This is a genomic window from Alcaligenes sp. SDU_A2, assembly GCF_038237375.1.
Classification (GTDB): Bacteria; Pseudomonadota; Gammaproteobacteria; order Burkholderiales; family Burkholderiaceae_B; genus Alcaligenes.
The window spans coordinates 2,936,422-2,955,329 of sequence record NZ_CP151273.1; the positions used below are offsets into that span (position 1 = coordinate 2,936,422).

At 59.0% G+C, this 18,908-nt stretch carries 17 protein-coding genes and 1 other RNA gene; 3 read left to right on the plus strand and 15 right to left on the minus strand.

Annotated features, from left to right (window positions below):
* Positions 1-90 precede the first annotated feature (90 nt).
* Positions 91-729, minus strand: a complete 639-nt coding sequence (locus AADW57_RS13630; protein WP_341667435.1) for an RlmE family RNA methyltransferase — start codon at positions 727-729, stop codon at positions 91-93.
* A 17-nt stretch (positions 730-746) separates the two neighbouring features.
* Here AADW57_RS13630 and AADW57_RS13635 point away from each other — a divergent pair, with 17 nt between their 5' ends.
* Entirely contained in the window at positions 747-1,334 is a 588-nt protein-coding gene (locus AADW57_RS13635; RefSeq protein ID WP_341667436.1) for a YhbY family RNA-binding protein, read from the plus strand.
* 109 nt (positions 1,335-1,443) lie between these two features.
* On the opposite strand, the gene greA is transcribed toward AADW57_RS13635, so the two are convergent.
* From greA to carA, 7 genes are all read right to left on the minus strand, one after another.
* Positions 1,444-1,920 (minus strand): transcription elongation factor GreA, encoded by a 477-nt coding sequence (greA, locus tag AADW57_RS13640; RefSeq protein ID WP_341667437.1) that lies wholly within the window; start codon positions 1,918-1,920, stop codon positions 1,444-1,446.
* A 357-nt stretch (positions 1,921-2,277) separates the two neighbouring features.
* Entirely contained in the window at positions 2,278-3,603 is a 1,326-nt protein-coding gene (locus tag AADW57_RS13645) for a solute carrier family 23 protein (RefSeq protein ID WP_341667438.1), read from the minus strand.
* Between the two features lie 196 nt (positions 3,604-3,799).
* The gene (locus AADW57_RS13650; RefSeq protein WP_341667439.1) at positions 3,800-4,438 is read right to left on the minus strand and encodes a LysE/ArgO family amino acid transporter; all 639 of its coding nucleotides are present in this window, start codon (positions 4,436-4,438) and stop codon (positions 3,800-3,802) included.
* Positions 4,432-5,208 carry an SDR family oxidoreductase gene (locus tag AADW57_RS13655; protein ID WP_341667440.1) on the minus strand — a complete coding sequence of 259 codons (777 nt, stop codon included), beginning with the start codon at positions 5,206-5,208 and terminating at the stop codon, positions 4,432-4,434. Before AADW57_RS13655 ends, AADW57_RS13650 begins: the two co-directional genes overlap by 7 nt.
* Before the next feature lie 114 nt (positions 5,209-5,322).
* Positions 5,323-6,219: a lipid A hydroxylase LpxO gene (lpxO, locus tag AADW57_RS13660; protein WP_341667441.1), complete on the minus strand. Its 897-nt coding sequence runs from the start codon at positions 6,217-6,219 to the stop codon at positions 5,323-5,325.
* A 137-nt stretch (positions 6,220-6,356) separates the two neighbouring features.
* Positions 6,357-9,599 carry a carbamoyl-phosphate synthase large subunit gene (carB, locus tag AADW57_RS13665; protein WP_341667442.1) on the minus strand — a complete coding sequence of 1,081 codons (3,243 nt, stop codon included), beginning with the start codon at positions 9,597-9,599 and terminating at the stop codon, positions 6,357-6,359.
* 15 nt (positions 9,600-9,614) lie between these two features.
* Positions 9,615-10,784: a glutamine-hydrolyzing carbamoyl-phosphate synthase small subunit gene (carA, locus tag AADW57_RS13670; RefSeq protein ID WP_445819149.1), complete on the minus strand. Its 1,170-nt coding sequence runs from the start codon at positions 10,782-10,784 to the stop codon at positions 9,615-9,617.
* Between the two features lie 167 nt (positions 10,785-10,951).
* Here carA and tal point away from each other — a divergent pair, with 167 nt between their 5' ends.
* Both tal and AADW57_RS13680 read left to right on the plus strand, forming a co-directional pair.
* Entirely contained in the window at positions 10,952-11,914 is a 963-nt protein-coding gene (tal, locus tag AADW57_RS13675; RefSeq protein WP_341667443.1) for a transaldolase, read from the plus strand.
* A 269-nt stretch (positions 11,915-12,183) separates the two neighbouring features.
* The gene (locus AADW57_RS13680; RefSeq protein ID WP_341667444.1) at positions 12,184-12,537 is read left to right on the plus strand and encodes a hypothetical protein; all 354 of its coding nucleotides are present in this window, start codon (positions 12,184-12,186) and stop codon (positions 12,535-12,537) included.
* Positions 12,538-12,742: 205 nt separating this feature from the next.
* Here AADW57_RS13680 and AADW57_RS13685 read toward each other — a convergent pair whose 3' ends face one another.
* From AADW57_RS13685 to ffs, 7 genes are all read right to left on the minus strand, one after another.
* Positions 12,743-13,537 carry an ABC transporter permease gene (locus AADW57_RS13685; RefSeq protein ID WP_341667445.1) on the minus strand — a complete coding sequence of 265 codons (795 nt, stop codon included), beginning with the start codon at positions 13,535-13,537 and terminating at the stop codon, positions 12,743-12,745.
* A 1-nt stretch (position 13,538) separates the two neighbouring features.
* Positions 13,539-14,345, minus strand: coding sequence for an ABC transporter ATP-binding protein (locus AADW57_RS13690; protein ID WP_341667446.1), 807 nt, complete (start codon positions 14,343-14,345; stop codon positions 13,539-13,541).
* A complete protein-coding gene (locus AADW57_RS13695; protein ID WP_341667447.1) occupies positions 14,338-15,378 on the minus strand; it encodes an ABC transporter substrate-binding protein in 1,041 nt (346 codons plus the stop codon). The genes AADW57_RS13690 and AADW57_RS13695 overlap by 8 nt, the downstream gene beginning before the upstream one ends.
* Positions 15,379-15,533: 155 nt before the next feature.
* The gene (recR, locus tag AADW57_RS13700) at positions 15,534-16,145 is read right to left on the minus strand and encodes a recombination mediator RecR (RefSeq protein WP_341667449.1); all 612 of its coding nucleotides are present in this window, start codon (positions 16,143-16,145) and stop codon (positions 15,534-15,536) included.
* The gene (locus AADW57_RS13705) at positions 16,145-16,471 is read right to left on the minus strand and encodes a YbaB/EbfC family nucleoid-associated protein (RefSeq protein ID WP_341667450.1); all 327 of its coding nucleotides are present in this window, start codon (positions 16,469-16,471) and stop codon (positions 16,145-16,147) included. Before AADW57_RS13705 ends, recR begins: the two co-directional genes overlap by 1 nt.
* 39 nt (positions 16,472-16,510) lie before the next feature.
* On the minus strand, positions 16,511-18,694 hold the full coding sequence (locus AADW57_RS13710; protein ID WP_341667451.1) for a DNA polymerase III subunit gamma/tau: 2,184 nt from the start codon (positions 18,692-18,694) through the stop codon (positions 16,511-16,513).
* A gap of 115 nt (positions 18,695-18,809) precedes the next feature.
* An RNA gene (gene ffs / locus AADW57_RS13715) (signal recognition particle sRNA small type) lies at positions 18,810-18,907 on the minus strand.
* Position 18,908 lies beyond the last annotated feature (1 nt).

Sequence of the window (18,908 nt, forward strand, 5' to 3'; positions counted from 1 at the left end):
TGCGATAACTTGCCATGCATGCTTACACATACCTGAACAAGCGCCATACTTAGTTCATTCTACCCGATCCGGAGACCGGCAAGTCATAAATTACCTGCCCTTCAGACCCCGGGCAACCAGAAAAGTCTCGGACGATTTATCGCGCGACGCTTTGGGTTTGCGCTCGATCACTTTGACAAACTTCTGCTTGAAAGATTCCACGATCTGGGAAAAACCACTACCGTGAAAAGCCTTGACGATCAGTACACCATCGGCGGTCAGATGCTCCACCGCAAATTCCATGGCCAGATCACACAAATGCTGGATGCGGGCCGAGTCGGCCGAAGCCACACCTGACAAGTTGGGGGCCATGTCAGAAATTACAAGGTCCACCGGCTCACCGTTCAGACTGGCATGCAAACGCTCCAGCATCTGCTCTTCGCGAAAGTCTCCCTGCATGAACTCGACCCCGGCAATGGGTTCCATTTCCAGGATATCCAGTGCGATAATGCGACCGTCCAGAACCCCTCCGGGCCCGACCATGCGTTCGCGCACCAGTTGCGACCAGCTGCCCGGCGTGGACCCCAGGTCCACGACCACTTTGCCCTTGACAAGGATCTTCTCCAGATCCAGGATTTCACTCAGTTTGAAGGCCGCACGCGCGCGATACCCTTTTTGTTGCGCCAGTTTGACGTAGGGGTCATTTATATGCTGATGAACCCAATCTTTAGAGAATTTTTTCTTGGCCATTCCCGTACAATCTCTTTATGCCTACATTAAACCTTACACCTCATGAGCGCAGCGATCTTCGTGCTGCCGCTCACGCCTTGCGCCCTGTCGTTCTGATCGGCGACAACGGCCTGACAGAGGCTGTGCTGAAAGAAATCAGCGTACACCTTCAGGCCCACCAGCTGATCAAGATCCGCGTGGCCGGCGATGACCGCGAAGCCCGCCTGCAGATGCTCGAACACATCTGCCAGACGCTGGATGCCGCCGCGGTCCACCATCTGGGCAAAATTCTGACCATCTACAGGCCCAATCCCGAACGGCCGCATGTGCTGGGTGCCCCTGAACAACCGACCCGCGCCGTGCGCAAGCCTTCGGAGCCCTACACGCCCAAGAAGCTGGCAGCCGCAGGGGTCAATCGCACCCGCAGCTCCGAACGCGCCCGCCGCGCAGAAATGCGCACGGAACGCAGCAGCAACCAGGAAGAAAAAACATCCGCCGCTGCGCGCAGCGTACAAAAATTCAATGCAGTCAAACCTGCGGCATCGCGCAGCGCCACCCGCCGTCCGGGCAGCGCCATGTCCCTGAGGGCTGGTGCCCGTCGTGGACCCTCGTCGGGCAAGCGCTAACCATCCCGACGCCGTAAATTATAAGGCCCCCGCAGATTATGCAGGGGCCTTTCTTTTTGAGGCTGGCGACCCTCGGGCCGCCAACGGCAGAGCCGCCTGCCTGCAGGCATCAGACGTAGCTGATGCCAATGATTTCGTATTCGCGGATGCCGGCCGGTGCTTTGACCTCCACCACATCGCCCTCGGACTTGCCGATCAAGGCGCGTGCCACGGGACTGGAAATCGAGATCTTGTTGGCTCGAATGTCGGCCTCGACATCGCCCACGATCTGATACGTTACCGTATTGCCCGACTCCAGGTCTTCGATCTCGACCGTGGCTCCGAACACAATACGCCCGTCGGCCTGCAAGGTGGCCGGCTCGATGATCTGAGCGTTGGACAACGTGCCTTCCAGTTCGCTGATGCGGCCTTCGATAAAACCCTGGCGTTCGCGGGCCGCATCGTACTCGGCGTTTTCAGACAGATCGCCCTGCGCGCGCGCTTCGGCAATGGCGTTGATAACATCGGGACGCTCTACCGTCTTTAGGCGGTGTAGTTCGACTTGCAAACGTTGTGCGCCCTGCGCAGTCAATGGGATCGCAGACATAGTATTCCTGCTCAACAAGTAAAAGACGCTCCGCAGCGGGAGCGCCTGGAAGATAGTGGAGAACGGTGACAAAGGCAAATGCCCTGCCGATGCGGCCGGCACCACTGGCGTGATGCTTTGTAGACCGTACGACCTGAACAAAAGCCCCTTGCTGCTGCGCAGGCCTAAACCTGCCTGGATGCCCACAAGGGGCTTTTTTACCTTGGGCGGCCCGGTGCTCCGGTCGCCCTGCGGCAAGAAAAAACCCCGCCAAGAGCCGGGGCCATGCAAGCTATTGTCGGCAAACTGCCCGAAAATAGCAAGCCCCTCCGAAAAGCGGCAGACAGGACGCGCACGTGCCTGACCGACCGAAACCGCTTAGCCCCGCGCAGGACTTCGGCCACGCAACAAGGCGTGCAGAATAATCGCCCCAAAGGTCGCACACCCGATGCCATCCAAGCGGATCACGCCAAATTGCAAGGAAAAGTTGCCTGCGCCCAAAATCAAGGTAACGGCTGCCACCAGCAGGTTGCGGTTGTCGCTGAAGTCCACCTGATTGACCACCCAGATACGTGCGCCCGCAATGGCGATCAAGCCAAATACGACCACCGACATGCCACCGAGCACCGGACCGGGGATGGACTGGATGACCGCGCCGAACTTAGGCGAAAAACCCAAGAAAATGGCAATGACGGCGGCAAAGGCAAAGATCAGCGTGGAATAGATGCGGGTCGCGGCCATAACTCCGATATTTTCTGCGTATGTAGTGACTCCCGTGCCGCCCACAGCGCCAGATAGCATCGTAGCGACCCCGTCGCCGACAAAAGCCCGTCCCAGATAACCGTCCAGATCCTGCCCCGTCATGGCGCTGACTGCTTTGATATGCCCCAGATTTTCGGCAACCAGAATAATCGCCACCGGCACAATGACCGTCATGGCATGCAGCTCGAACACCGGCGCAGAGAAAGACGGCAGGCCCAGCCAGGCAGCGTTCTGAACAGCGCTGAAGTCAATTGGCGTGCCATAGCCCATGACGTTGGTGAACAACCAGTACAGCACGCAGGCAAGCAGCAAACCCACCAGGATCAGCAGGCGCTGCACGACGCCGCGCGTATAGACCGCAATTCCCCCAACGCACAGCACCGTCATCAGGGCCATCAAGGCATCAAAGGTGCTGCCGCCCATCGCGCCCTTGGCAGCGATGGGGGCCAGATTCAAGCCGATCACAGCCACAATCGCCCCGGTCACAACCGGCGGCATCCAGTGGTTGATCCAGCGTGCCGCGCCGCCTTGGGTGCGGGCATTGAAGATCCAGACGAACAGACCGATCAGCGTATAGACCAAGCCACAGATAATGATGGCACCCAAGGCCACGCCTATATTGGCATTGGCTCCGCTGCCCGCATAACCGGTTACGGCGATGACGCCGCCGATGAACGCAAAGCTCGACCCCAGGTAGCTAGGCACCCGCCCGCCCACAAAAGCGAAAAAGATCAGGGTACCGACGCCAGACATCAGAATCGCCAGATTGGGATCAAACCCCATCAGCAATGGAGCCAGAATGGTAGAGCCGAACATGGCTACCACGTGCTGCGCGCCCATGGCGATATTTTGCGGCGTGGCCAGGCACTCGTCAGGCTGCACAACCGTACCCGGCTCGCTGCCGGACACTCGTCGCCAGCGCGGGAAGTAGGACTGAGACATAAAGGGAAATTCCAAAAGGAAAAAGACGAAACAGACGACAGCACTATCTGCGCCTGACTGTCGCCCCAGCAGGGCGACAGACGCATCGAGGCGTAATTTTAGACCTGAAAGACCAGCGCGGTCATAAAAAACGCACGACATATCGCCGCGCCTGGCACCGGCGGGGATCTGTTTGCCCAACCATGCAGCAAAGCCGCTACAGCGACCGCCCCAAAGCCACAGACTGCCAAAGCAACGGCAAGGCAATGGACCACATAATCACCCCGATCAACAGTTCCAGCATGCGCCAGGCTCGGGGCTGCTTAAAAACGGGCTGAAGCAGTCGCGCGCCAAAACCCACGCTAAAAAACCAGATAAACGACGCCAAGCCCGCACCCACGACGAACCACGGCTTTTGCTCGGCCGAAAACGATGCCCCCACCCCGCCGATGATCAACAAGGTATCCAAATAAACGCCCGGATTCAGGTAGGTTACCGCCAGCGTCGCCAGCAAAGCCCCCCACAGACTGCCGCCGCCAGACCCTGCGCCAAGCTGCAGGCTGCTGCGCGAATACCAGGCCGCATGAAACGAACGCGCCCCATACACCAGCAAGAACAGGCCTCCGCCCAGCGTCAGAGCAAAAGCCAGCCAGGGACGCGCCGCAATCACGGCACCGACGGCCATAACGCCCAAAACAATGAACAATAAATCGGACAAAGCGCAAATCAGCACCACCGGCAATACATGACGGCGCATCAACCCTTGCTTGAGCACGAACGCATTCTGCGCGCCGATAGCCACGATCATAGCCAGACTCAACGCAAAACCCTTGAACAGCGCTTGCATCATCAACATCTGCGACCTGCTCCCTGACGAGGCTTGCGCGGCGCATTGCGCGCCAGACGGTCGTACAGCCAATTGGGCAGCAAACGCATCAAACGCGCCACAATGCCCATAGGCCACGGAATGACCCGGTACGATACGCCTTGCGCAATGGCTTTGACGGCACGCCGGGCAAAGGCATCGGCCGGCATCAGGAAAGGCATGGAATAGGGATTGTGGGCGGTCATGGCAGTGCGCACATAGCCGGGCGCAATGGTGACCACGCGCACGCCCTGCCCGGCCAACTCCAGCCGCAGGCTCTCGCAATAAGCGATGACGGCCGCCTTGGAGCAGCTGTAAGCCCCTGCTCCGGGCAAGCCACGTATGCCCGCCACGCTGGCAATCCCCACCAAAGCTCCGCCGCCATTGGCCTTCATGGCCGGGACAAAGGGCTCAAAGGTCGATACCATGGCCAGCAAATTGGTATCCACTATGGCCTTGAAAACCGCAAAATCCTCGGCCTCTTCGGTCAGAGTGCCGGCGCTGATGCCGGCACTGGCTACAACCACATCCACCTTCTGCCCGCAAAACGCCAGAAAATCGGCAGCCGCTTCATGCAAAGCCTGCCGATCACGCACATCCACGACGTAAATGCGGTGCTGACCCGGCAACGTGGCGGCCAGCTCCTGCAATTGGTCCTGGCGACGCCCCAGCAAGCCCAGACGCGCACCCTGGGCCGCATACTCGCTGGCCAGAGCCCGGCCCAAACCACTGCTGGCTCCAGTAATAAATACCGACTGCATGTGTCATGCACTCCAGAACGCCGGGGTATAAAACCGGCCCGACTCTAAAAATGGCGACTAACGAAAAGGCATGTCGCCATTCCAGCGCCAGTGTCCCCTAGCCCTGCGTCACACTCAAAGAAAAATCAAGGCCAGTATGCCCAGCACCAGCGCCCACTTGAGCACGTAATACAAGGTTTCGTTCTTTTTCTTGATGGCCTTGCCAAAACGGCGCACCGCATAAACCACGCCAAAAATGCGATTGATGCCACCGGTGCGATCGCCTTCCTGGTTGGGCGCTGCCGCTGCGCGCAACAGGAATCCGCCTACCGTATGGTTAACAGCCTGCGCCCATCGGTAACGCATGGGGCGCTCGACGTCCGCAAATAAAATAATGCGGTTCTGATCCGTCTTATTTTCGGCGTAGTGGATAAACGTCTCGTCAAACACCACAGCCTGGCCGTCGCGCCAGTAATAGTCCTGACCATCCACATTGATGTAGCAATCCGGACTATTGGGCGTCATCAAGCCCATGTGAAAACGCAGCGATCCCGCATAAGGGTCCCGATGGCGCGGCAAACGACTGCCTGGCGGCAATGATGCGAACATAGCCGCCTTGATGCTTGGAATATCTTTGAGCAGGCCGGTGGTGACCGGGCACAATTCACGGGCCGAAGGATGGTCGGCATCGTACCATTTCAGGTAGAAGCGCTTCCAGCCGGTCTTGAAGAAAGAGTTGAAACCGGCATCGTTATATTTGTCCGACGCTTTGATATGACCTTCGCCAAACAATTGCTCCGCCTCGGCGCGGATCTGGTCGCAGCGTTCGAGCAAAACTTTCAGCTCGGGAAAGTTCTGCAAATCCAGGTAAGGCTTGTTGGGCACCGCCGAAAAAGCGTACATAAAGCAATTGAGCGGCGCGGTAAACGTAGAATGATCCAGCACCTGACGGGAAAAACGATGACGTACTCGTCCCCGATAATGCACCACCAATGTGCAGACGATGAACACGGCAAGAATGAACCACTTCACGGCATGATCTCCTAGAAAACTCTCACGATCCGCAGACGCCCCGCTGCGATCCGCACACGATGCGTTTTCGCCTTGAATGAGTCGGCAGCAAGAAAAAGGGCGCACCTGCGGGTGCGCCCTTCCAACCTTGATAAGCCTTATTGTTTCGCGAGCAAGGCGTGCAGCTCTTGCACTGCGTAAACTTTCAAGCCATCTCCGTGGCGCAGATACTGCAAGCCCTGAACCGCCGCCAATGCACCTGCAATCGTGGTGTAGTAAGCAAGATTAGCAGCCAGCGCGTGAGTACGGATTGTACGCGAGTCAACGATGGCATTGCGACGCTCCTCGACCGTATTGATGACCAGAGCGACTTCGCCGTTCTTGATCATGTCCACGATATGCGGGCGGCCTTCGGTCACTTTGTTGACCACCTGCACAGGCAAACCTGCCTGTTCGATAGCGGCGGCCGTGCCACGGGTAGCGACCACCTTGAAGCCCAAGGACACCAGGCCGCGGGCCACATCCACCGCTTGCGGCTTATCCTGGGCACGCACACTGATAAAGGCCAGACCACCTTCAGGCAAACGCACGCTGGCAGCCATCTGCGACTTTACAAAGGCTTCGGCGAACGATTCGCCCACGCCCATGACTTCGCCAGTGGACTTCATTTCCGGTCCCAGGATGGTGTCCACGCCCGGGAACTTAACGAAGGGGAATACCGCTTCCTTGACGCTGTAGTAAGGCGGAGTGACTTCTTCGGTCACGCCCTGCTGAGCCAAGGTCTGGCCGGCCATGGCACGTGCGGCGATCTTGGCCAGTTGCAAGCCGGTAGCCTTGGAGACGAAAGGCACAGTGCGCGAAGCGCGTGGGTTGACTTCCAGCACGTAGACTTCGCCATCCTGGATAGCAAACTGCACGTTCATCAGGCCCTTGACGTTCAGGGCCTTGGCCATGAGTGCCGTCTGGCGCTTGATTTCGGCCACGGTAGCATCGTCCAACGAGTAAGGAGGCAGACTGCAGGCAGAATCGCCCGAGTGCACGCCAGCCTGCTCGATGTGCTGCATGACGCCGCCCACGAATACACGCTCACCATCGGCCAGGCAGTCCACGTCCACTTCGGTGGCGTTATTCAGGAAGTGATCCAGCAGCACAGGCGAGTCGTTACTGACCTTGACGGCTTCGCGCATGTAGCGCTCCAGGTCTTGCTGTTCGTGCACGATTTCCATGGCACGGCCACCCAGTACATAGCTGGGACGGACCACCAGTGGGTAGCCAATTTCGGATGCCAAGGCAATGGCTTCGCCTTCGGTGCGGGCCGTGCGGTTGGGCGGCTGACGCAGCCCCAGCTTGGTCAACAGCTTCTGAAAGCGTTCGCGGTCTTCGGCCACGTCGATGGATTCGGGGCTGGTGCCGATAATGGGCACGCCGTTGGCTTCCAGCGCACGAGCCAGCTTCAGAGGGGTTTGGCCACCGTACTGAACGATGGTGCCAACCGGTTTTTCGATGTGGACAATTTCCAGCACGTCTTCCAGCGTCAGAGGCTCGAAGTACAGTCGGTCGGAAGTGTCGTAGTCGGTGGAAACGGTTTCGGGGTTGCAGTTGACCATGATGGTTTCGTAACCATCTTCGCGCAATGCCAAGGCAGCATGTACGCAGCAGTAGTCAAACTCGATACCCTGACCAATGCGATTGGGACCGCCGCCCAGGACGATGATCTTCTTTTTGTCCGTAGGATTGGATTCGCACTCTTCCTCGTAGGTGGAGTACATGTAGGCGGTATTGGTTGCAAACTCGGCCGCGCAGGTGTCCACGCGCTTGTACACGGGACGCACGTTAAGCTGATGACGCAGCTTGCGCACTTCCGATTCCACCGTGTCCAGCAGGAAAGCCAGACGACGGTCGGAAAAACCACGGCGCTTCAAGCCAAACAAAGTGTCGCGGTCCAGGTCGGCCAGCGTCTTTTGTTCCAGCGCCAGCTCGATGTCCACGATTTCCTTGATTTGCGCCAGGAACCAGGGGTCGATCTTAGTCAGATTGTGTACTTCTTCCAGGCTGAAGCCCTGGGCAAACGCATCGCCTACGTACCAGATACGCTCGGGACCGGGTTCGCCCAGTTCCACCTGCAGTTTTTCGCGGTCAGTGGTTTTCTGGTTCAAGCCGTCTACGCCCACTTCCAGACCGCGCAAGGCTTTCTGGAAGGATTCCTGGAACGTGCGGCCCATAGCCATGACTTCGCCCACGGACTTCATTTGGGTAGTCAGGCGGGAGTCGGCCTGGGGGAACTTCTCGAAGGCAAAACGAGGTACTTTGGTGACCACGTAATCGATGCTGGGCTCGAACGAAGCCGGGGTTGCGCCGCCGGTGATCTCGTTGCGCAGCTCGTCCAGGGTATAGCCCACGGCCAGGCGCGCAGCCACCTTGGCAATAGGAAAGCCCGTTGCCTTGGAAGCCAGCGCCGAAGAACGCGACACACGTGGATTCATCTCGATGACGATCATGCGGCCGTTATCGGGATTAACGGCAAACTGCACGTTCGAGCCGCCGGTATCCACGCCGATTTCGCGCAGCACGGCAATCGAGGCATTGCGCATGATCTGGTATTCGCGGTCGGTCAGGGTCTGGGCCGGTGCCACGGTGATCGAGTCGCCCGTGTGTACGCCCATCGGGTCCAGGTTCTCGATGGAGCACACGATGATGCAGTTGTCGGCGCGGTCGCGCACGACTTCCATCTCGAACTCTTTCCAGCCCAACAGGGATTCTTCAATCAGCAATTCGTTCGTAGGCGAGGCTTCCAGGCCACGGCGGCAGATCGTCTCGAACTCTTCGGGATTGTAAGCAATGCCGCCGCCCGTGCCACCCAGCGTAAAGCTGGGGCGAATGACAACGGGAAAGCCGGACGTGCCGATTTCTTCGGCAATGCGCTTTTGCACCGCCCAGGCTTCGTCCATGCTGTGGGCAACACCGGACTTGGCGGACTCCAGACCGATGGAGGTCATGGCGTCTTTGAACTTCAGGCGGTCTTCGGCCTTTTCAATGGCGGCGGCATTGGCACCGATCAGCTCGACACCGAACTTCTCCAGCACGCCGTACTTGGCCAGATCCAGAGCGCAATTGAGCGCAGTCTGCCCGCCCATCGTGGGCAGCAAGGCGTCGGGACGCTCTTTTTCAATGATTTTTTCGACGGCTTGCCAGGTAATGGGCTCGATGTAGGTCACATCGGCCGTATCCGGGTCGGTCATGATGGTGGCCGGATTGCTGTTGACCAGCACGGTCCGATAACCTTCCGCCTTCAAGGCCTTGCACGCCTGAGCACCGGAATAGTCGAATTCGCAAGCCTGACCAATGATGATCGGGCCCGCGCCAATGATGAGAATACTTTTTATGTCTGAACGCTTTGGCATAGTGCGATAGTGATCTTACGCGGCTTTGTTGGCCTGGTGAGCAGCCATCAGGCTGATGAATTTGTCGAACAGCGAGGCGATATCGCGCGGTCCGGGCGTGGCTTCAGGGTGACCCTGGAAGCAGAACGCGGGGCGATCCGTCAACTCGAAGCCCTGCAGGCTCTGGTCGAACAAAGAGATATGCGTGACCTTGGCATTGGCTGGCAAGGTATCGGCGTCCACCGCAAAGCCGTGGTTCTGGCTGGTAATGAACACTCGACCACTGGCCAGTTCCTGCACAGGGTGATTGGCGCCGTGATGGCCGTTCTTCATCTTGAGCGTCTTGGCACCGACGGCCAGGCCCAGGATCTGATGGCCCAAGCAAATACCAAAGACGGGCAGCTTGCGCTCCAACAGGCCGCGACACGCTTCGATGGCGTAATCGCAAGGCTCTGGGTCACCAGGGCCGTTGGACAAAAATACGCCATCGGGCTGATAGGCCAGCACATCGGCCAGCGGCGTCTTGGCGGGCACCACGGTGACCTTGCAACCACGGTCGGCCATCAGGCGCAAGATATTGGCCTTGACGCCGAAGTCGTAGGCCACCACGTGAAAGCGGCCGGTTTCCGGCTGGCTAAAGCCCTGACCCAGCTCCCAAGAGCCTTCGGTCCAGTCGTGAGGCTGGCTGGTAGAGACGACCTGGGCCAGATCCTGGCCTTGCATGCCCTTGAAAGAGCGGGCCAGTTCCAACGCGCGCTCGGCATCGTCGCCGACCATGATGCAGGCACCCAAAGAGCCTTTTTCGCGCAGAATGCGCGTCAGCTTGCGGGTATCGACACCGGAGATGGCAACCACGCCCTGCGACTTCAGGTAGTCGGGCAGGGACTGGGTGGAGCGGAAGTTGGACAGGCGGGAGGGACAGTCACGAACGACAAGCCCGGCAGCGTGGGCTTTGGTGGATTCGGAGTCCTCTGGATTGACACCGGTATTACCGATGTGCGGATAGGTAAGCGTAACAATTTGACCGCTGTAGCTTGGGTCGGTCAGGATTTCCTGATAACCCGTCATGGCTGTATTGAAAACGATTTCAGCAACACAGTGCCCCTCGGCACCGATTGATACCCCTTTGAATAGGGTTCCATCCGCCAGGGCTAGGACAGCACTAGTGATAGTGCGGGACTCCTCAGGAAATAAAGACGGCAGCACGTTAAAAACCCCGGTTCTGAAATTGACATTAAACCTTCTGATTATATGCTGAATACCCCTTGCTCCGGAAGTTAATCGGGAAAAACACTGAAAAAAGCGCGTTTTCCTACAAAATCGACTACAGTTGCCGATTGGTTTGATGGCTTTAAGATGGACTTGCAACAGACATGACAACTCAGCTTGAATCCCTGCGCCAGTACACCACCGTCGTGGCCGACACCGGCGATTTCCAGGCCATGCGCGCCTATCGCCCGACGGACGCAACCACCAACCCTTCCCTGATCCTGAAGGCTGTCCAGCAGCCCGCCTATCGTCCGCTGCTCGAGAGCGTCATTGCCGATCATCCGCACGCCAGCCTGGCCGAGACCAGCGACCTGCTTCTGGTGGCGTTCGGCCGTCAGATCCTGGACATCGTGCCCGGCCGCGTGTCCACCGAAGTCGATGCGCGCCTGTCCTTTGATACGCTGGCCAGCATCGAGCGCGCACGGCACATCATTCAGCACTACGAGCGTGCCGGCGTAGACCGCGACCGCGTGCTGATCAAGCTGGCCTCCACCTGGGAAGGCATACAGGCGGCCCGCGCACTGCAGGCCGAAGGCATACGCTGCAATCTGACCCTGCTGTTCTGCCTGCCCCAGGCCATCGCCTGCGCCCAGGCCAAAGTCACGCTGATCTCCCCGTTCGTAGGGCGCATTTACGACTGGTTCAAGAAAAATGCCGGGGCCGACTGGAACGAGCAAGCCAATCAAGGCGAGAACGACCCCGGCGTACGTTCGGTGCGCGGCATCTACGAATACTACAAAACCTACGATATCCCCACGCAAGTCATGGGAGCCAGCTTTCGCAACATAGGCCAGATCCAGGCCTTGGCCGGCTGCGACCTGCTGACCATCAGCCCCGAACTGCTGAGCCAATTGGATGCAAGCCCAGGCGAACTGACCCCCGCGCTGACCGTCGAGCAGGCAAAAACCGTTGCCCCCGAATGGCGCGCCAGCAACGAAGTGGCTTTTCGTACCGAACTGAATCAGGACGCCATGGCCACCGAAAAGCTGGCTGAAGGCATACGCCTGTTCACTGCCGATGCAATCAAGCTGGACGCTTTGATACAGCAAGCCCGCCAAACCGCCTGACCCCCTTGCGGCCCCTACAAAAACAGGCTGCATCAGCACGATACAGCCTGTTTTTGTGTGGCATGCGCACCCGCTATGCGGGCGGCCAAGAAACCCGGCACTCTCCCGGGCGGTGGAATTCCCCGAACCGCAGCTACTGTAAAAGCAACAATACCCCACCCAAAGACCACGCGCACCGTAGCGATAAACAAAGCAAAACAGTAGAATCTCGCGCACTGCGCCGTGCCGCATTGGCCACGAGCAAACTCCGTTGCCCCTGACGCATAAGAATGTCCAAACACACGCCGGAAATCACCTTCTTTGGTGCCCTTCTCTTGAGCCTGACAAACAGCATTGCCGGCGCTTTTGGCCTGGGTCCCACACTGAGCTGGGCCACCGGCCACTCTTTCTGGGTCAGCGTCACCACGCCCCTGGCGTTTACGGGCATTGGTTTTTTGATTTTCTCTTGGATCAACTCACTGATGAGCAATCGCTCCGGCATGATCCTATATACCTTGAATCTGGTATTTGCCCCTTTCGGCTATGGCTTGCTGGGACTGCCTTATCTGCTGGGTCTGGCTCTGGCTATCGCACCCATGCCGCTTTATTTCGGCACCCGATGGCTGTCCGATCTATTCGAGTAACCCTTTCTGAACGCCACCATTCACAACAGGACACTCTGCCTCTAGCCTGGCAAGCGCACACCAAACCGCCGGTCATGACGCATCCCTTATCGCAATGGATGGATACCCATCTGCTCGCACAGGGCCAGCCCATGACCGGCGGTAGGTTTGTTGATATACGCCTTGGCAAAAAAAACCGTTCTGCTTGATAGACCACGACGCAAAATCAAAGCTTTTCTGTTTCGCCCCCCTTGGGCCGCCAGGCCAGCATGCGATCTTCAAACAAGCTGACCAAACCATCGAGCACCAAGGCAAACACGGTCAAGACCACGATACCGGCAAACACGGTATTAACGTCCAGCGTGCCTTCGGCCTGCAGGATCAGGTAGCCTACCCCGCTGGCCGAGCCCAGGTATTCACCCACCACAGCACCGACAAAGGCCAGACCGACCGACGTATGCAGGCTGGAAAACACCCAGCTGGTTGCCGAAGGGATATAGACATGACGCAATAATTGGCGACGGCTGGCACCCAACATGCGGGCATTGTCCAGCAAGGTCGTACTGACTTCGCGCACGCCCTGGTACACATTGAAAAAGACAATGAAAAACACCAGCGTCACGGCCAGCGCCACCTTGGACCAGATCCCCAAGCCAAACCACATGCCAAAAATCGGAGCCAGAATCACGCGCGGCATGGAGTTGGCTGCGGTGATGTAGGGGTCCAGCAAAGCAGCCGCCCGGGGCGACAGACCCAGCCACAAACCGCAAGCCAGCCCTGCAACAGTACCAATCACAAAAGCCAGCAGGGTTTCGGTCAGGGTCACGCCCAGATGCTGGTAGATATCGCCATTGGTCACGAACCAGGCCCAGATGACCTTGACCACGTCCAATGGTCGTCCGAAAAAGAACGCCACCTTGGGGTCCAGGGTGAAGAAATGCCAGGCCGCCAAAATAAGGGCCAACAGCAGGATTTGCCAGACGCGCAAAGTCAGGCGGGAACGATGAGTAGAAGTGGACATATCAGGCGCGCTTTTGTTGGGCATAGCCCTTCAAGACTTCGTCGCGCAGCACGGCCCAGATGGCCGAGTGCAGTTCGACAAAGCGAGGCTGGTTGCGGACTTCGGCCACATCGCGAGGACGCGGCAGATCGATGTGAAATTCGCCGATAGGGCGCGTGCCCGGACCGGCCGAGAGCACCACTACGCGATCGCTCATGGCGATGGCTTCGTCCAGGTCATGGGTAATGAACAAGACCGCCTTGCGCTGCGCCATCCAGATATCCAGCACCTCATTTTCCATCAGTTGCCGGGTCTGAACATCCAGGGCGGAAAACGGCTCATCCATCAGGATGATGTCCGGGTCGCGAATCAAGGTCTGCGCCAGCATGACGCGTTTACGCATGCCGCCCGACATCTGGTGAGGATAGCGATCGCCAAAACCGCCCAGACCGACCCGCTTGAGCCAGTCCTGGGCGCGGGCGCGGGCCTCGTCCTGCGGCACGCCGGCGAACTCCAGGCCGGCCATGACGTTGGATTCGGCGCTGCGCCAAGGCATCAAGGCCTCGCCCTGGAACATATAACCAGCACGTTGATTGACGCCCTGCAGATCCTGGCCAAACACGCGCACCTGACCAGCCGAAGGGGCCAGCAAGCCGGCCCCCACATTGAGCAAGGTGGACTTGCCGCAGCCGGTGGGACCGACCACGGACACGAACTCGCCCGGCGCAACCGTCAGACTGGCATCGCGCACCGCCGTATACGAACCCTTGCCGTCGCGCGAGGCAAAGACACAGCTGACCTTATCAAGAGAGAGCGCGGCTTCAGACATTGGGATACTTCTTATTGGCCTGATCGGCATAATCGTTGGTGAAAATTTTCCCCGTATCGATCTTGGCCGCATCCAGATTGGGCACGAAAGCAGCCAAGGCATTGAGCGCCGTGGCCGGGCCATCCGCATCCACCCGGCCATCGGGCGAAAGCGACTCTTTATTGGCCTGCAGGCACTGCTTGTACAGTTCAACATCGCCCAGCAGATAAGAAGCCGGCACGGTTTTGGCAATGGTATCGGCGTCGTTGGCCTGTATCCACTTGTCGGCGCGCACGATGGCATTGGCCAAGGCCTGGGCCGTCTTGGGATTTTTATCTAAGAACTCCTGCGAGGCATACAGGCAGGCCGACGGCATATTGCCGCCGAAAATCTTTTTGGTATCGGCCACTGTACGCGTGTCGGCAATAATCTGAATGGCGTCATCCTTGACCAGCGTACCGATGACCGGGTCCAGATTGGCCATGGCATCCACCTGCCCGGTGCGCATCGCCGTTACCGCGCCCGCACCTGCGCCAACGCCGATAAACGCCACATCCGATGGTTTAAGGCCATGCTGCTCCAGGAAGAAGTTGACCATCATATTGGTCGAAGAGCCCGGCGCGGTGACTCCGATTTTCTTGCCCTTCAGATCAGCCGGACTCTTGTAGTCGGGCATGGTTTTCTTGGAAACGGCCAAGACAATGGCCGGAGCCCGCCCCTGTTGAACAAAAGCGCGATAAAACTGCCCTTTGGACTGCAAATTAATGGTGTGCTCGAACGCACCCGAAACCACATCGGCGCTGCCGCCCACCACCGCCTGCAAAGCCTTGGAGCCACCGGCGAAATCCGCCACCTTGACCTCCAGGCCCTCATCGTTGAAAAACCCCTTGGCTTCCGCAATCGACAGCGGCAGATAATAAATCAACGCCTTGCCACCCACGGCAATGGTAAGGTTTTTTTTCTCCAGCTCTTGTGCCCGCCCCAGGGACGGCAGAGACATGGCCAGACCGGACACACCGGCCAGCTTGAGCATATGACGACGTGTGAGTGTCATGGAAATCTCCTCCTGTTGTTGTAGTCTTAAGTAAAAGCTTAATACTTATACTACCAAAAGGAGTGCTTCCGGCGACGATACGCCCAAATGACCGCAGAAAGGGTATGCAGCAAACGAACGGTGCGGCTGTCATAGACAACAGCGCATACCGGGCGCTACGTGGCGCGTCGCTCCATCAAGGCCCAGGCAATCGTACCGGGGTCCACATATTCCAATTCGCTGCCGGCCGGCACGCCGCGCGCCAAACGGGTTACTTTCAAACCCTGGCTACCTAACATTTCAGCCAGATGATGGGCCGTGGTTTCCCCTTCGGCCGTAAAGTTGGTGGCCAGAATCACTTCCTGCACCAAACCGTCGCCAGCCCGCTCCAGCAAGCGATCAAATTGCAGGGCATCGGGCCCTATGCCCTCCAACGGCGTCAAACGCCCCATCAGCACGTAGTACAGGCCACGATAGCCGTGGGTAGCCTCGATCATGTTCTGATCGGCGGGCGTTTCCACCACGCACAGCAAGGCCGGATCACGACGCGGATTGGAACAGGTTTCGCAGATTTCCAACACCGTAAAACCATTGCAGCGTCGGCAATGGCGCAAAGTCTGGGTGGCTTGCTCCAACGCGCGGCTAAGCTGATCCGCCCCCACCAGATCGTGCTGCAACAAGTGATAGGCCATACGCCGGGCGCTGCGCTCACCCACACCCGGCAAGCGGCGCAGCGCCTGGATCAGAACCCGAAGCGGCTCGGGTTCGGCAATCTGCGGCTCGTTCATCAGAAAGGAAATTTCATGCCGGGAGGTAAAGGCAAGCCTGCGGTCACGCCAGCCATTTTTTCCTGCGAGGTCGTTTCGACCTTGCGCTGGGCATCGTTGAATGCGGCGGCGATCAAATCTTCCAGCATATCTTTGTCGTCTTCCAGCAGGCTGGGGTCGATAGAGACGCGGCGCACATCGTGACGGCAATTCATGATGACCTTGACCAGACCGCCACCCGACACGCCTTCGACTTCGATATCGGCCAGGGCTTCCTGCGCCTTCTTCATGTTTTCCTGCATTTGCTGCGCCTGACGCATCAAGCCGGCAATCTGACCTTTCATCATGGTGTCATTTCCTGAAAAAATAAGTTGAACACGGGTCGCTCAGGCAACCCGGACCAAGGGAGTCGCCTTGACCGATCCTTCTTTGACGCTGGCGCCAAACTCCCGGATCAGGGTCAAGACAAAAGGATCTTGGGCGACACGCTCTTCCGCCTGCCGCTGCCGCTCGGCCAGCTTGGCCTGCTCCACAGCATGCGCCGTGGCATCGCCGGTATCGCCGTATTCGATAGCCAGTTGCACAGACTGGCCGAAGTATTCAGTGAGCACGGTACGCAGCCGGGCCTTGCCCTGGCTACCGTCCACCGCCTTGATCTTGGCGCGCAGATGAATTTCCTGACCCTGCACACTGACCCATTCGCTCTGACGGGCCAGTTCCGCTGCCCAGCCGCTCAGCGGCAATGCGGCGGCGATCGTGGGCCACTTGTCGGCGGTCATGCCGCCCAAGCGCACTGCTTTACCAGCATCGCGGCCATGTGCCGCAGCAGACTCGACAATCGGCAGCCCCAGTTCGCCATCTGGCATGAAATTGCCCGAGGCCGGCAATGGCGGTACATCGCCATCGTCCTCGCCTCCCGACGCCGCATCCATGCCGGCAGGCTGGTAGTTCTCGAACTCCTCGTCCATGCCCTCGGACAACCAGGCGGGCTCCTGCGGGCCGTCATCGGCCACAGAAACCGATTCGGCGGGCACCTGGGAGGCTAGCTCCGACACCGGGGCAAGAGTCGCGGTCGGTTCCGCAACAACTTCTGTCGCGATTACGCCAGGGGCACTTGGCGGCGAAGCGGTCTGCTCAGATAAGGGGGCTGAGGCCGCTGGCTCCGGCATCGGCGCACTGCTTGACGGCGCGTCCTCCCAGGCTGGAACAAAATTGTCCGCCACCGGCGAGCGTTCGTCCGTGCCACGCGTGTCTGAAGCAAGCGTCTGAACAGCGTCTGATGCCTCCGAGGCCGGCGCAGAAGCTGGAACGGCAGCGACCACCTGGGCCTTCGCTGCGGTCGGCGGAGCCGGAGCCGCAGAGACGGCATCAGCGACTGGGGCGGCAGGCGCAGTCGATTGTGCCGGTTCAGGCCTAGAGACAGCCTGCACAGGCTGAGCCTGTGCGCTTCCCGATCCTGTTGGCGGTACGGGTTGGGCCGGGACCGGCTCGGGCAGTAAGGCCAGCATGCGCAAACAAGCCATGACGAAGCCGGCGTATTCGTCCGGTGCCAGCGTCAATTCCTGACGGCTGTGAACGGCGACCGAATAGAACAATTGGACATGATCCGGCGACAAGGTCGGAGCCAATTGACGTACTGGTTCCGCCAAGGGATCGTCGTCGGAAATGGTACCCGCAATGCGCTGCTCGATAGCAATGCGCGACAGCAAGGTAGCCAGATCGGCCAATGCCCCCGCGTAGGACAAGCCACGCAGCGCCAGATCGTCGGCCACCGCCAGAACAGCCTTGGCATCGTATGCCACCAACGCCTGCAACAACTGCGCCAGATGGCGCTGATCAATGGTGCCCAGCATGGCCTGCACGGCCTGCGCGCTCAAGTCGCCGGCACTATAGGCAATGGCCTGATCGGTCAGAGACAGGGCATCGCGCATGGACCCGGCAGCGGCCTGCGCCAGCAGGCGCAGCGCCGGCACCTCGAACTGCATGCCTTCCTGCGCCAGGATGTCCTGCAAATGCTCCACGATGGCCGGCACTGTCATCTGCTTGAGGTTGAACTGCAAACAGCGTGACAAAACGGTGACCGGAATCTTCTGCGGGTCCGTCGTTGCCAAAATGAACTTGACGTGCGCCGGCGGCTCTTCCAGCGTCTTGAGCATGGCATTGAAAGCATGGCCGGTCAGCATGTGAACTTCGTCTATCATGTAGACCTTGTAGCGCCCCGAACTGGGCGCATACACCGCCTGTTCAAGCAACTGCGTCATCTCTTCGACGCCGCGATTGGACGCGGCGTCCAGCTCTACATAATCCACGAAGCGGCCAGCGTCGATTTCGGTACAGGCACGGCACGCTCCGCAGGGGGTGGCCGTGATGCCGGTTTCACAGTTAAGCGACTTGGCCAGAATCCGCGACAGGGTCGTCTTGCCCACGCCGCGCGTACCCGTAAACAGCCAGGCATGATGCAGGCGCTGCGTAGACAAAGCATGCGTCAAAGCGCGCACCACGTGATCCTGACCAATCAGGGTATCGAAGGAGCGAGGGCGCCATTTGCGGGCCAGAACAAGATAGGTCATGCGAATTCCGGACGGCCAAAGCCATCGACACAGATAAGCAAAAGGAAAAGTGTACCGGATTCGGTGCCCGAAAGGAGCAGACAGACCGGGCGCACTGATCCCGGCAGATAGATGAGGTGGCGAGCCTGACTCCGGCACTGATTCTGCACGGCTGTGGCTGCTTCGTTCCCGACCTGACCAGATTCACCGCCGAACCATGCGGAGGGGCCCGCCA

Coding starts and splice junctions, on each gene's coding strand:
- AADW57_RS13630 (WP_341667435.1), bottom strand. CDS start 729: ATGGCCAAGAAAAAATTCTCTAAAGATTGGGTTCATCAGCATATAAAT.
- AADW57_RS13635 (WP_341667436.1), top strand. CDS start 747: ATGCCTACATTAAACCTTACACCTCATGAGCGCAGCGATCTTCGTGCT.
- greA (WP_341667437.1), bottom strand. CDS start 1,920: ATGTCTGCGATCCCATTGACTGCGCAGGGCGCACAACGTTTGCAAGTC.
- AADW57_RS13645 (WP_341667438.1), bottom strand. CDS start 3,603: ATGTCTCAGTCCTACTTCCCGCGCTGGCGACGAGTGTCCGGCAGCGAG.
- AADW57_RS13650 (WP_341667439.1), bottom strand. CDS start 4,438: ATGTTGATGATGCAAGCGCTGTTCAAGGGTTTTGCGTTGAGTCTGGCT.
- AADW57_RS13655 (WP_341667440.1), bottom strand. CDS start 5,208: ATGCAGTCGGTATTTATTACTGGAGCCAGCAGTGGTTTGGGCCGGGCT.
- carB (WP_341667442.1), bottom strand. CDS start 9,599: ATGCCAAAGCGTTCAGACATAAAAAGTATTCTCATCATTGGCGCGGGC.
- tal (WP_341667443.1), top strand. CDS start 10,952: ATGACAACTCAGCTTGAATCCCTGCGCCAGTACACCACCGTCGTGGCC.
- AADW57_RS13680 (WP_341667444.1), top strand. CDS start 12,184: ATGTCCAAACACACGCCGGAAATCACCTTCTTTGGTGCCCTTCTCTTG.
- AADW57_RS13685 (WP_341667445.1), bottom strand. CDS start 13,537: ATGTCCACTTCTACTCATCGTTCCCGCCTGACTTTGCGCGTCTGGCAA.
- AADW57_RS13690 (WP_341667446.1), bottom strand. CDS start 14,345: ATGTCTGAAGCCGCGCTCTCTCTTGATAAGGTCAGCTGTGTCTTTGCC.
- AADW57_RS13695 (WP_341667447.1), bottom strand. CDS start 15,378: ATGACACTCACACGTCGTCATATGCTCAAGCTGGCCGGTGTGTCCGGT.
- recR (WP_341667449.1), bottom strand. CDS start 16,145: ATGAACGAGCCGCAGATTGCCGAACCCGAGCCGCTTCGGGTTCTGATC.
- AADW57_RS13705 (WP_341667450.1), bottom strand. CDS start 16,471: ATGATGAAAGGTCAGATTGCCGGCTTGATGCGTCAGGCGCAGCAAATG.
- AADW57_RS13710 (WP_341667451.1), bottom strand. CDS start 18,694: ATGACCTATCTTGTTCTGGCCCGCAAATGGCGCCCTCGCTCCTTCGAT.